The 13,867-nt window shown below is 47.6% G+C and carries 13 protein-coding genes; 12 read left to right on the forward strand and 1 reads right to left on the reverse strand.

From position 1 onward, the window contains the following. The 4 genes from B3K89_RS00420 to B3K89_RS00435 form a co-directional block, all read left to right on the forward strand. Positions 1-374 (forward strand): DUF6577 family protein (locus tag B3K89_RS00420; RefSeq protein WP_345906894.1); only part of this gene is annotated, 374 nt, incomplete at its 5' end. 122 nt (positions 375-496) lie between these two features. Beyond that, positions 497-700: a helix-turn-helix domain-containing protein gene (locus B3K89_RS00425; protein WP_298504872.1), complete on the forward strand. Its 204-nt coding sequence runs from the start codon at positions 497-499 to the stop codon at positions 698-700. 36 nt (positions 701-736) lie between these two features. Next, the gene (locus B3K89_RS00430) at positions 737-1,726 is read left to right on the forward strand and encodes an ATP-binding protein (RefSeq protein ID WP_345906895.1); all 990 of its coding nucleotides are present in this window, start codon (positions 737-739) and stop codon (positions 1,724-1,726) included. Between the two features lie 18 nt (positions 1,727-1,744). Beyond that, the gene (locus B3K89_RS00435) at positions 1,745-4,327 is read left to right on the forward strand and encodes a S8 family peptidase (RefSeq protein ID WP_345906896.1); all 2,583 of its coding nucleotides are present in this window, start codon (positions 1,745-1,747) and stop codon (positions 4,325-4,327) included. 16 nt (positions 4,328-4,343) lie between these two features. Here the strand turns inward: B3K89_RS00435 and B3K89_RS00440 are convergent, their stop codons facing one another. After that, complete coding sequence (locus B3K89_RS00440) at positions 4,344-4,532, reverse strand: hypothetical protein (protein WP_293910268.1); 189 nt, start codon at positions 4,530-4,532, stop codon at positions 4,344-4,346. 200 nt (positions 4,533-4,732) lie between these two features. On the opposite strand from B3K89_RS00440, the gene B3K89_RS00445 reads away from it, so the two are divergent. From B3K89_RS00445 to B3K89_RS00480, 8 genes are all read left to right on the forward strand, one after another. Next, positions 4,733-5,887 (forward strand): ROK family protein, encoded by a 1,155-nt coding sequence (locus tag B3K89_RS00445; RefSeq protein ID WP_345906897.1) that lies wholly within the window; start codon positions 4,733-4,735, stop codon positions 5,885-5,887. A gap of 47 nt (positions 5,888-5,934) precedes the next feature. After that, complete coding sequence (locus tag B3K89_RS00450) at positions 5,935-7,239, forward strand: ABC transporter substrate-binding protein (protein WP_345906898.1); 1,305 nt, start codon at positions 5,935-5,937, stop codon at positions 7,237-7,239. A 63-nt stretch (positions 7,240-7,302) separates the two neighbouring features. Then, the gene (locus B3K89_RS00455; RefSeq protein WP_293910272.1) at positions 7,303-8,190 is read left to right on the forward strand and encodes a carbohydrate ABC transporter permease; all 888 of its coding nucleotides are present in this window, start codon (positions 7,303-7,305) and stop codon (positions 8,188-8,190) included. An 8-nt stretch (positions 8,191-8,198) separates the two neighbouring features. Continuing rightward, a complete protein-coding gene (locus tag B3K89_RS00460; RefSeq protein ID WP_298506045.1) occupies positions 8,199-9,029 on the forward strand; it encodes a carbohydrate ABC transporter permease in 831 nt (276 codons plus the stop codon). A 10-nt stretch (positions 9,030-9,039) separates the two neighbouring features. Beyond that, a complete protein-coding gene (locus B3K89_RS00465; RefSeq protein WP_345906899.1) occupies positions 9,040-10,521 on the forward strand; it encodes a beta-N-acetylhexosaminidase in 1,482 nt (493 codons plus the stop codon). 88 nt (positions 10,522-10,609) lie between these two features. Beyond that, on the forward strand, positions 10,610-11,812 hold the full coding sequence (locus B3K89_RS00470) for an ATP-binding protein (protein WP_345906900.1): 1,203 nt from the start codon (positions 10,610-10,612) through the stop codon (positions 11,810-11,812). Between the two features lie 82 nt (positions 11,813-11,894). Continuing rightward, positions 11,895-13,061: an AAA family ATPase gene (locus tag B3K89_RS00475; RefSeq protein ID WP_345906901.1), complete on the forward strand. Its 1,167-nt coding sequence runs from the start codon at positions 11,895-11,897 to the stop codon at positions 13,059-13,061. Continuing rightward, a complete protein-coding gene (locus B3K89_RS00480) occupies positions 13,058-13,777 on the forward strand; it encodes a hypothetical protein (RefSeq protein ID WP_345906902.1) in 720 nt (239 codons plus the stop codon). Before B3K89_RS00475 ends, B3K89_RS00480 begins: the two co-directional genes overlap by 4 nt. Positions 13,778-13,867 lie beyond the last annotated feature (90 nt).

Here is a 13,867-nt window from a genome sequence, read left to right on the forward strand (position 1 = left end):
ACGGTTGTGATTTTGTGTTCTCCGCGCTTGCCGAGAAATTACCAGGCAGGGTACTGCTGAGACCCAAAGCTCAAGAACTACTGCTATACGGCACCGATGATGGAATCATCATCGACCAACTTATTACGGAGGCGCCCAAGTCAGACGGCGAGCCGTATCAGGTACCTTTGGAAAAATTGATCGTTGATTTGTTTGCAAAAAAGAACCTGATGCTCTGTAAAGGTGATTTTCCTTCTGCAATCGAGATGATGTTTTCCAATTACCGCATTGACCAGGTCTCAATGCTGCGGTATGCGCGTAGAAGGAATAAGGTGAAGGATGTGTTTGGATTCCTTAAGGACCAGACAACGATAGAACTACTGGTTCGGCTCTGATAGCAGAGAATGTTCTATAGTGATATACCTCCCGATATTCAATTTTTTGCAAAAGAACTACCTCCTCCAGTATAACATGTGTTATACTTGTACCTAGCAGATGTTATAGTAAGGGAAAAATTATGGAATTCCATCAACAGGTAAAACATGTAAGGACGACCTTGCAATTGAGTCAGAAGCAACTTGCCGACGCATTACATGTGAGTTTTGCAACTATCAATCGGTGGGAAAATGCCAAAGTATTACCAAGCCATCTTGCACAGAGAATGTTCTATGATTTCTGTGAGAGTAATTTCATTCAAGAATCATTCCTGAAGCAGCTCTAATACACGAGTGCTGGTCACATAGTAGTGGAGGATTGAATGGCGCGAGCAGACTTGCTCTACGAATTAATACAACATGGGTTAGCAGGAGAAAAAGCCAGTTTTCGTTTGGCAGCAGAAGCTATTTGTGCTGAGGAACGCGCAAAACAGCATGTGATACTCGCAAAAAAGCTGGAAGAATTATTGGAGCAGGATTCACAGTCCCTTGAAACAAGGGAAGTTGCACCCAAACAGTTTGGCTTAAAAACACTGAATGGAGTTTCTTTGTATCAAGAGATCAACCCAAGCAAGAGTCTCAATCAACTGGTACTTACTGAGACAACAGTCAAAACTTGCACTGAGGTGATAGAGGAGCAGATGCGATCAGAGTTGTTACGCTCATATGGCATTGAACCACGTAATAAAATCCTTCTTTATGGGCCTCCTGGAAATGGAAAAACTTCGCTTGCCGAGGCGATTGCCAATGCTTTGATGGTTCCCTTGTATATGGTTACGTACGATACTCTCATCGGAGCATATCTCGGCGAGACTGCCTCCAATCTTGCAAAACTATTTCAATACGCGAGAACGAGGCAATGTGTGTTGTTCTTTGATGAGTTCGAGACCCTAGGTAAAGAACGGGGAGACCGTCATGAGACCGGGGAGATCAAACGGGTGGTAAGCTCCCTGCTTATGAATATAGACGCCTTACCCAGTTATGTTGTCGTCATTGCTGCAACCAATCATGAAGCATTGCTTGATATTGCTGCATGGAGAAGATTTCAGGTAAAAATTGAGCTTGGCAAACCATCAGTCGATGATATCCAGTGCTGGCTTTCCTCCTTTGAGAAGAGAATGCGGTTCTCCTTCAACATTCAGCTAGGCAACCTGGCGAAGCGACTGCTCGGAAAAAGCTATGCCGAAGTTGAGGAGTTCGCTCTCTCCATCTATCGCCAATATATCTTGAAAGGTTTTGTCACTGACACCAGGACCCTTACTGAGTTCCGACTTAACCAGGACTCTTCTCTATCCATGCACAAAAATTCATAGATGTAACAGGAGCAAAAAATGGCCGAGAGACCTCTTGTTTTCTTTTCAAAACCAACCGAGATAGAAAAAGATAAACGGCACGGAGGTCCATCGGACTTCGCAATTCCTCCACATAAAAAGCAAATCCAAAGGCTCTCACCACAATTCAAAGTACTTGAAAATGCTTGGAGGAAGAGTAACCAAATACTTACTCATACTCCCAAAGGATTTAACCCGGAATACACTCTTGTATTGGAAACAGCAGGAGACCCTGCCGGATTCGAGACTGCTGTACGGAATCTAGACAAAGAGACGCAAGGCCTGGAATGGCTCTTCGAAACAGTACAGGAGGATGTGGCCAACTCAGATGATTTTTATCGTCTCAACAAGAAAAGACAGCGAGATGATACAAACACAATGACATTCAAGTATTTTTGTGTTGTTACAAACCATCAGGCTCTTAGTGAAATACTTACACTTTGGAAGCGATATAAAAATGGATCAAGCAAGTTCCCACGCGGAAAGACTGGGTTGAAACATGTATTTGATAGTCTTAAAGATATTCACCTTTGGGGAAGCAAGGAACGTTTCGATGAGACAGGGGTCCTCCAGGCTTGGCTAGACGATTTACAAGATCCAGAGGCAACTCAAGTCTTTTGCGAGATTGAACTGTTCTATCGAAGGTCTGAAGAGAAACGAGCACTCGCAGAAACCATAATTACACGCCAAATCAATACAATGGGCGGTAGAATCATATCTGCATCCTGCATTGAACAAATCCATTATCATGCACTATTGGCTTCAATCCCCCGCAGATATGCCGAGCATATCCTAAATAAAGATGAAGTCGCCTTGGTTGATCTGCAAGAGATAATGTTCATCAAGCCTACTGGTCAATCAAGTGTCTCATGCTCAATGGATGGGTTTTCATATCCAACAGAAATGCCACAGCCTAATAATATTCTTGATGAACCGATAGTTGCATTATTTGATGGATTGCCCCAAGAACAACATCCATTCCTCACTGGACTCCTTACAATTGATGACCCCGATGACTATACCGCTGAGTATCAAATCAATGACAGACACCACGGTACGGCCATGGCTTCATTGATTACAAGAGGTGACTTGTTGGATGATAATCAGACGCTTCCTACTCACAAGCTCTATGTTCGTCCTATTATGAAGCCGTACCCAAATGCAGGGCAAACTTCTACTGAGTATGTACCGGAAACAGTGCTGATTGTTGATTCTCTGTATAAAGCGATCTTACGCTTATTTGAGTCTGCACATGGAAGTGTAGCGCCAACTGTGAAGGTAATAAATCTCTCGATTGGTGTCAGCTCAAGAATTTTCTATACTATGGTAAGCCCTCTTGCCAGACTATTGGATTGGTTGAGTTTTTCATACAGAGTTCTCTTCATAGTAAGTGCAGGCAATCATGCTGAGGATCTCTCACTTCCAATCTCATTCGATGCCTTCAAGGAAATACCTATAGGAGAACGAGATACTTTCATAACTCAGTTAATGCGTGAACAATCTCACCTTCATCGACTCTTGTCTCCTGCTGAAAGCATAAATGCACTAACCGTGGGAGCACTCTTCTCCGATAGCTGCAGATGGACGGAGACTGCAAGACATATCCTTCCTTGTTCTGAATCGATGCCAAGCCCAATCAATGCGATTGGACGGGGAATCAACAACGCAGTAAAGCCTGATATACTTCACCGTGGAGGAAGAAATGTGGTAATGGCAAACATGCTTGAGCCCAATACAATGCACTGGAGACGAGGAACCAGCCTAAATCCACCTGGAATTTTAACTGCCAGACCCTTCACCTTGCAAAATGACAACCGAGTTGGATATTCTTTCGGAACAAGTAATGCGACAGCCCTTGTTGCACATCAGGCATCGCAATGTTTTGATGTCCTGGATGCAACATTTCTCAATGACTTCGGTGTCCACATTCCTTCCGAATATGCAGCAGTATTACTAAAAGCCATGCTCGTACATGGAGCTAAGTGGAATGAATCCGCTTCAATTATCTGCAAGTCACTTGGCATATCCGGACGCGGAAATGATATTGTACACAAGTGGTTGGGATTCGGGATTCCCGATTTCGAACGAGTTCAACACTGCGTTAAAAATAGAATCACCCTGATCGGCTTTGGAACACTTTCCCAAGATTCCGCATGTCGGTATGAACTTCCCTTACCTTTTACATTCTCGTTAAGGAGAATGTATCGATGCCTTACCGTCACCTTGGCATCATTAACGCCAATTCATCCTTCATCCCAAAAATATCGCACAGCACAAACATGGTTTAGTTTTGATCCTGCTTTTTCCAAGCTCAATCTTTCAAGGCTTGATGTTGGGGATAAAGCAGTAGTTAGAGGTACGCTGCAACACGAGCGATTTGGAGGGGAGAGCGCAACTACATGGAGTGATTCTGATACATTGGGCATCAAAATCAACTGTAGAACTGACGCCAAACGCAACAATGAGCTCATACCCTATGCGTTGTTTTGCACATTTGAGATAGCTCGACAATTTGATATAGATGTATACCAACGGATAAGCGAACAAATTCGGGTTAAAGAAAAAGTATCAGTAACACCTTGAGTCTTTGAGAGCATTACTACACCTCTGAACAGCTCACACCAGTCTTTGCAGCAAACTCTGCTTGTGTTGTGTTCTCATTCCTTCGAGTAGCTTTGATATCCTGAGGCGTACATATAAAAGTACGCGTAGGCTCTTTCTCGTTACGCAGAATAGCACCAGCTTCCTTAACACTCTCCAACAACAGTTCAAAATTGCTCTCATCCATACCATCCATCATACCTCGCACATTCAGAACTTGCCACCCCTCTTCGGTTCATATCAATGTCCTTTACATTACGTTGGTTCAAGTTGTATTTAATTATTTATATTATTAGTAATTGTTATTCTTCTTGACTTCCCTTTTCAGGCCCCTATACTGGACTTAGGTTGGTACAAAAACAAACAAACCAAGTTTAGGAGTTGTCCATGGACAGTCCTCGAAGAACCAGACTCATCAATTCCTCCCGCATCATTCATCGCCTGTGGATAGAAGATGAACTCAGTAGAGCCGAGCTGGCCTTACGGCCGGGACTGAACCGCTCTTCGGTCTCCAACATCGTAGTCGACCTCATGCAGAGGGGCATCGTCAGGGAGAATGAGACCATAGATCCCGGTCCGAAAGGAGGGAGAAGAGCCATCGGCATCACGCTGAACAAAGAGTACTTCCATGTCATCGGCATCGAAATCCGCTCGGACTCCTATACCGCCCTCTCAGTCGATCTGGAAGGCAACGTACTGTTCTCAGAGACACAACCAAAAGGCTTCACGGCAAAAACCTTCAAAGAGGAAATGCTTTCGTTCATCGAGTCGCTCACCCAACGCTTGGAATATATGGGACGGCACCTGCTTGGAGTGGGAATAGGTTTCTCAGGCATCGTGGATGCTGAGAAGCAGGTGATCATCCGCTCAGTCTCCCTCGATTTCCAACAACCCTTCGACTTCTCTACCGAAATCGCCTCAGCCTTCCCTTTCCCCGTCTTCTTGGAGAACGATGCAAACTGCGGGGCATGGGGGGAGGTCATATTCCAACGCAAGCGCAAGCTTCGCAACTTCCTCTTCGTCCTCATAGAGTTCTGGAAGGCCTATGACGTACAGACCGGCCTGGCAAGGCCGACCGTAGGCCTTGGCTTCGGCTTCGACGGGAAAATCCATCGAGGCAGCAACAACCAAGCCGGTGAATTCAAAAGTGTACTCAACCGAGACAGATACTCTTCCGAACAAGTGGTGGTCGATAGAACCATCTCCGTCACGGAGAACAGGGAGGCACTGCTCGCATACCTGGGAGAGGTGTGCGAGAACCTCGCGTTTCTCATCAACACCCTGGACATCGCACACGTCTTCATCGGCGGGAATGTGGAAACCATCGAGGACATTATGCCTGACATGCTGCGCTCTGCCTTGCGCGCAAATTCACTCGACCACCGTGATGAACGAACGCAGATACAGTTCTCATCCCTCGGCTACCAAGCCGTCTCGTTCGGAGCGGCAGCTCTGGTATTGGATAACGTGTTGATGAACCTGGAACCACTTTCGGACCATGGAACGCAGAAAGTACTTCCCTTGTTTCATCTGCTCGCTTAAGAACACGATTCCTTCCTGTGAAGGATGTTAAAAATTGGAGGATTACTATGAAATTGAAACGGTTGCTGAACTTGGTTTTCATTTCGTTGTTTCTCGCCCCTCTCTTGCTGTTTGCAACAGGGACCAAGGAACAAGCACAGGATGCAGCAGATGGCGTCATAACCTTGTCTGTCTATCACTTCCTCGACCAGACGGATAAAACCACCGCCCCGAATTTCCAGTATCTGGTGGATGTATTCGAGAAGGCCAATCCGAACATCAAGCTCACCTTCGAATACGGCTATGGTGAGGCGTTCCACGACAAGCTGCAGACCATGGCGATGAGCGGCCAGCTGCCCGATATCGTACTGCTCTATCCCGGAGAGAGAACAAGCCAGGTTACCAATGCCGGTCTGGTACAGGACTTGCGTCCGTACCTTGCAGGACACGAGGACGAGTTTGCCGACATGGCCATGCAGGGCCAAGGCAAGAACGGAGAAATCTGGGAACTGCCGGAGGACATCAGCATCACCTCGATCATGTTCACCAACAACCGCCTGCTCAAGCAGCTGGGATTGACGTTTCCCAAGACCTACGAAGAGCTGTTGGCCCAAGGTCCGAAGATCAGGGCGGCCGGCTTGATTCCCATCTCCATCGCCAACAAGGATGCGTGGCCGATGCAGTCCTGCGTAGCAGGCATGCTGGTCGAAAGAGCCTGTGGACTAGAGTGGTTCGACAAGGCAATCGCCGGAGAAGCTCGCTTTGACGACCCCGAATTCGTCTATGCCATGGAGATCATCAAGGAACTCTCTGACAAACAGATGTTCTCACCGGGAACCAACCAACTGGCCTACGGCCAAGGCTTGGACGATTTCGTCCAAGAGAAGGCAGTGTACTTCATCGATGGAGGCTGGACGGTAAACAACATGGTCGGCGAGCTTACCGCCGAGCAGAAAGAGTACATGAGCCTGGAGTCATTCCCCGACATTCCCAAGCAGAAAGGCCAAAGCCTTTCCACCTCGGCTACTGCCGGCCAGGGCTTCGGCATGAACGCAAAGCTCACCAAGGCGGAGTCGGAAGCCGCTTGGAAGTGGATATGGTTCTACTCCGGCCCCGAAGGCTCGGCGATCAGGCAGCGATTCGGAAGGCTTCCCGCCTACAACCTCGCAGAACCCAAGGATGCCGATCCAATGATCCAAAAGCTGGTCGCCTATGCCGGCAAGGTACCCATGGGGTACGTCATGGATTCAGTGCTTGCCGCAGAACCCATTGGAACGTTCAATATCAACCTTCAGAACATGATGTTTGGTACGAAGACGCCCAAGCAGGTCGCAGAAGAACTGGAAGCCATGGTCTCAGCCATCGGTCGGTAACATCGTTAGGAAGGCTCTTTCCCCGATCGGGGTAAGAGCCTTCTTTGGAACACGAGGAGCGTCATGACATTCTCACAACAAAAACGGATGAGTTACTATCTCTTGCTGGCTCCGGGGTTGCTCCTGTTCGCCTCGATCATCATATTTCCCGTATTCTACAGCTTTTCGCTCAGCTTCACCTCCTTTGGAGGCTACGGAAAGCCGGCTTTCATCGGCTTGGAGAACTATGCAAAGATCATCGGCGACGAGGTATTCCAACACTCGCTGAGGAACAACCTCCTGATCGTAGCCGTCTCCGTATTCGGACAGATACCCTTGGGCTTTCTCTTGGCGTACCTGTTGCATCGAAAAATGGTCCATGGCGGCAACTTTTATCAGACCATGATATTTCTGCCCATCACCATCTCCCCTGTCGTGGTCGCCCTGTTATGGAACCAGATCTTCTCCTCCTCGGGAATGGTGGTGGCCATCATCAGGAACCTGACCGGCCAAAGCCAGTATGTGATGAAGATTTTCGAGAACAAGCAGATGGCCATCTATCCAATCCTGTTTGTCCTTTTGTGGATGCATACCGGTACGTACATGATCATCTTCTATGCAAACCTGCAGAAAATGACGCCTTCGCTGCTCGAAGCAGCACAAATAGACGGAGCCAGCGAATCGCAGATGCTGGGTAGAATCATTCTTCCCAGCATGGTGGGAACCATTGCAACCACTGCGATATTTGCAATCTCAGGCAGCCTGAAGGCCTTCGACCTCATCTATTCCATGACCGGCGGCGGTCCGGCACACTTCACCGAGGTGATCGCCATCTACATGTATGTCAACACCTTCAAGTACTACAAATACGGCTTCGGCAGTGCCGCCTCGATGATCATCGTCCTTTTGGCTGTCGGCCTGATACTCATCCTGCAATACATCAGCAGGAAGTTCGAACGTCGGTTCGAGTAGGAACAGCTATGAAGAAAACCATTACCCTGGGAAAAGTCCTCGCCTACCTGCTTATGATCACGTTCACCCTGCTGACGATCATCCCGTTGACGTGGATGATCCTCAGCGCCTTCAAGCCGCATGCCCTCATCGTACGCCATCCGCTCGCTCCGCCCATGACCTGGTATGTACAGAATTTCGTCCTTGCCTGGACACAAGGGCATTTGGGCATCTACTTTGTCAACAGCATCATATACTCGCTGACCGCCACGTTCTGTACCGTACTCTTTGCCATGAGCAGCGGCTATGCCCTCTCCAAGTTTCACTACAAGAGCAGCCGCTTCGTCTCCCTGCTCTATACCCTGGGTCTGCTCATCACCGTACACTCGGTCATCGTACCGTTGTTCATCATGGAGACGAAGCTGGGCCTGTCGAATACACGGCTGGGAGTAATCCTCCCCTATATTGCATTCGGACTTCCTTTCCAGGTATTCCTGGCCACCACGTACATCAAAGGAATTCCCGATGCCATGCAGGAGTCGGCCATCATCGATGGGGCGAATTACATTCAGATATTCCTGCGGATCATCACTCCGGTCGCCACTCCCATCATCTCCACCATGTTCATCTACACGTTCCTGGGGAACTGGAACGAGTTCATTCTTGTCCTGACGCTGACCAGCGACCTTACCGTACGATCGCTGCCGGTCGGGATCAACAGCTTTGCGGGAGGCATGTCCCGCGACTACGGCCTGCAGTTTGCTGCGCTGGTCATCGGTACGGTACCGATGATCATCTTCTACCTGATATTCAAAGACAAAATAGCCCAAGGCTTCGCCGCCGGGGCATTAAAGGAATAGTACCATTCAAATGACAGAAACGCTCCCTCTCATTCCCTATCCTTCAGGTGCCGTTGCAATGCTCAGTGGCTCATTCTCACCACCATCTCAGCTGTCCGTCGTTGCTGACCCGTACTTTGACACCTCTCAGGTTTTATTCTACGTCAGAGAGTATCTTGGCATGGAGGTGCAAGAGGGTGAACAATCACCAAACCTGATCATTGCCAAGGCTGTAGATGCTATGGACGAGCAAGCCTATCGCTTGGAGGTTTTCGACCAAGGATGCAAGATCGAGGCAAAGAGCTTGCAAGGGGTCTTCTACGCAGTGCAGACACTGCGTCAGCTCTTGCTTGCCTATCCTTCAGCCATTCCCTGCTGCCGCATCGAGGACAAGCCCGCCCTCCGGTGGAGGGCTTTCATGCTGGACACAGCAAGGTCCTTCTGTCCTGTGGGGGAGGTAAAGAGAATCATCGACATCATTGCCTCGTTCAAGATGAATGTCCTGCACCTCCATCTCAGTGACGACCAGGGCTGGAGAATCGCCTCCGAAAACTACCCGAAGTTGGGAGAGGAAGAGTCCGGTCGGTATTCGAAACTAGAGATTTGGGACTTGGTAGCGTATGCACAAAACCGCCATATCATGATCGTCCCTGAGATCGACATGCCGGGCCACTTCACCGCAGCCCTTGCTTCCTATCCGAACCTCAGCTGTACAGGAGGACCGTTCACAATACCAAAAGGTGAGGGTATTTTTTCCGACATCCTGTGTGCGGGAAAGGACGAAGCACTCTCCTTCGTGAAGCACCTCATCGAGGAGACAGTTTCTCTCTTCCCTGCCCCGTACATCCATCTGGGAGGTGATGAGATTCCCCTGGACCGCTGGGTCGACTGTCCCGATTGCCAGAAGAGAAGGAAAGCATTGGGTTTATCCGACGAGAAAGCCTTGCTTCGATGGTTCTGCAACGAGATGACTTCGTATGCAAGAAGCTTGGGAAAGCAGGTAATCCTCTACAATGACTATGTGGACCAAGCGTACGATGAGACGATTATCACCCAGGTGTGGAACCCGTTGCTGGAGATGACAAAGTCGGCGCATCAGATAATCATGAGCGATTATTTCCACACGTACCTGGATATGGACCATACGCTGCTTCCCCTCCCGGTGGTCTATCGCTACGGCAAGCAGCTGCAGACACAGAAGTACTCCTCCCTGCTCGGTGCAGAGTTCATGCTCTGGACCGAGCATATTGCAACCAAAGAACAGCGGGACCTGCACCTGCTGCCGCGCCTGGTTGCCGGCGCTGAGTCCTTTTGGACAGAGCATGAGCAGCATGACTATCATAGGTTCGTGAACACGTTTGCTAAGTATGGTTCTGCATATCTTCCCTCTGATGCACATATCACACCCAAGAAGCTATGGAATACTTTTTTCATCGTCTCTGCACTAGCGCGGTACAAGCGCAGATGCAGAGTGAAGAAAAACAGCAGGAAGGCTGGTATTATGCTTTCATAGCGTGAAGGATGTATTGGATTATACCCATAAAAACTTTCTTTACTTACGTAGTTTTACTGGGCATACTCTTATCAAGAGGTTCATGTTCATGCTTGATCGACCATTGTATTATGAGAAGATTAGACCCTTCATCAACAAACCCTTCATTAAAGTGATCACAGGGATACGTCGATGCGGGAAATCGACCATGATGCTGCTGATACAACAGCTTTTGAAGGAAGAAGGAGTTGCGAGCAAACAGATCATCTCCATCAACTTTGAGAGCATGAAGTACTACGATTTGCGTACTTCACTTGCTTTATATACCTACGTGTCTGACCTCCTAAAAACAATGGAGAGCCCTGCATATGTGTTCTTCGACGAAATCCAAATCGTAGAGAAGTGGGAAGAAGCAGTAAACTCCTTGTTCCTCGATTTCCAGATAGATATGTACATCACCATTTCCAACTCACAGCTGCTTTCATCCGAACTCTCTACCTTGCTCACCGGCCGCTTCATTCACATCGAAATGCAGGTATTGTCTTTTACAGAGATGCTGGGGTTCAGATCGGACCAACAAGAAACCCAAGAAAACCTGCTTTGGCTCTATATAAGGAGAGGAGGTTTTCCTGCCGTCCATCTGACTGACAATTACGATGAGAAAGCAACGTACATGATTATTCATGACATCTTCGATTCAATCGTCCTGCGTGATGTAGTTCAACGATACAAGATACGGGATGTTGAGCTGCTGCGAAGAATTCTGAACTTTATCGCTGATTCGGTAGGAAGTACCATTTCTGCAAAACGCATAGCTGATTATTTCACACCCGTCGATCCAGCCACGGTCTATGCATATCTGGAAGCACTGCAGTGCTCGTATTTGATCACAAAAGTGAATCGATTTGACATCAAACAGAAACGTGTACTCAAGACACAGTCAAAGTACTATCTAGCGGATTCCGGCCTTCAACATGCTCTTTGTGAAGGGAAAGCTTCCGACATTTCCGGTATTTTGGAAAACATCGTATACAGTGAGTTGGTCAGACGGGGATACAAGGTTTACATTGGTAAGATGGGCTCCCAGGAAGTCGACTTCATTGCAGAGCAAGCCCCGAAGAAACTCTATGTGCAAGTTGCCTTCAAACTGGAAAGTGAAGAAACTGTACAAAGGGAGTTCTCCCCACTGCTTTATATCCGGGACTCCTACCCTAAATTTGTGGTGACGATGGATTCTCACTTCCAGGACACCATTGAGGGGGTGCGGCATATAGGGTTGTACCAGTTTCTTACTGATGAGCATCTGTATTGATACTACTTGACTTGTTGGTTAACCACTATTTGTTCCAATTTCTTATGCTTTCTGCTATACTTTTGCGTACGGAGGTTGGAGCATGCTTAGCAGAGTGTATCTTGATAATTTCAAGTCTCTTATAGATTTTTCATTTCCGCCCCAAAAGGATCTCCAAGGTATTCCAGCTTTCTCATGCCTTGTTGGACTGAATGGTTGCGGTAAATCCACAATCCTGCAGGCATTCGATTTTCTTGCTCAGCTTCCCCAAGGACGCATAGATTCCTGGCTTGAAACGCGTGGTTGGAAACACGAAGAGCTTACCAGCAAATTTACCAAGAAAACCACCATTACATTCAGCATCTCTTTATTGCATCAAGGGAAATCAGTAGTTTGGAGCGGGACATACAACAAGCAAACCATCCGATGCACCCAAGAAAAGGTGACAGAAGATGGCAAAACCATCTTTTTGGTTCAAGACGGTAAATTGAACATAGTAAGCCCGACAGAAATCTCTACGCTTCCCGTAAAAGACCTGCTCTATCAAGGGTCCATTCTCAGTGTGTATAAGTTTGATGTACGGAAGGTTCCCGCCATCGGTGCCATTCTGGATTTTTCTCAAGGAATGAAGTCTTTGGAGCTCCTCAATCCTCAATTGATTAAAACCCGCAGTAGAGCAGCAGCTGACGTGGGTATCGGGGGAGAAAAGCTTACTGCCTTCTTCCATGGGCTTTCACCCGAGCAAAAGAAAACAATCCTTACGCAACTGCAGGAATTTTACCCACAGGTGACATCCATTCTCTCATCCTCCCTCAGGGCAGGTTGGAAGACCATCACAGTAAGTGAATCATTCGATACCGGCAACAAGAACCGACTGGAAACCGAAACAACGCATCTCAATGATGGAATGTTGAGAATCCTGACCATCATCACACAGATGCAAACAAGCCATACATGCCTATTGCTTGATGAAATCGAAAATGGAATCAACCCGGAATTGGTTGAACGCTTGATGGATTATTTGGTAAGCAGCAACAAACAGGTGATTGTCACTACACACAGCCCCATGGTTCTCAACTATCTGGATGACCAAGTGGCCAAGGATGGCGTTTTCCTTGTCTATCGCAATGCAGCCGGATATACCCGCTGTGGTCGTTATTTCCAAAGCAATCGAACCAGGGAAAAACTCAGGTTGCTAGGTCCTGGAGAAGTGTTTGTCGATACAACCATGCAAGAGGTGTCTTCGGATTTGGAGCATGAGCTCACATGAAATTCCTCCTATCAGGTGAAGGCCCCACTGATATCGGTACGAGAGCACAAGACAACACATTTCTGCATGGTCCCATGACATGCTTTATAGACATCCTTGCAACCCCAATTCTAGGATACTCTCCTCGTGACATTGAGGGGGAGCATGAAGATATTCTTGTGTTTTGCAGTAAACAGGAACTATTGGATCGAAGAAAACCATCAGTGATCAAATTGGCTGGTAAAAAATTCGGAAAGAATAGAAGCTTCTTCACAGCAAACGCCCAAGTATTCGGCAGTATGGCAAAGCAAAGAATGCAAGAAGATGGATGCCCCTATATTGCTGTTCTCTTTCGTGATGGGGATGGTTCTCGGTCGAAAGATGAATGGCAGGAAAAATGGGATTCCATCGTACGTGGATTTGCATTGGAAGATTACAATTTTGGCGTACCCATGGTTCCTAGGCCAAAGTCTGAAGCATGGTTGCTTCAAGCACATAGAGACCACGAAAATCCATCTGAAACCTATGAAACAAGAACGGGAAACAGAGCAAGTTCTTTCGACATGAAAGCGCAGTTGGAGTTGCTCATCAAAAGCCATCCATCACGGGAATATCTTGTGCAGTTGATCGATGATGGAATCATCAGAGTCGAAAACATCTCAGCTCAGTGTTCAAGTTACCATGCCTTCCGAGACGCCCTTGTTCATGCATTGTCAAAAGCGCTTAAAAGCAGCTGAACGTGTTCCCATACAGGTTTGCTACATCTTCGGACTATTGAACTCCGGCACCAGCTCATGCAGGAGCTTGAGCATCTCCTGCGGGCTTCC

Origin of the sequence: Sphaerochaeta sp. UBA5849, assembly GCA_002432715.1 — a bacterium.
Lineage (GTDB): Bacteria > Spirochaetota > Spirochaetia > Sphaerochaetales > Sphaerochaetaceae > Sphaerochaeta.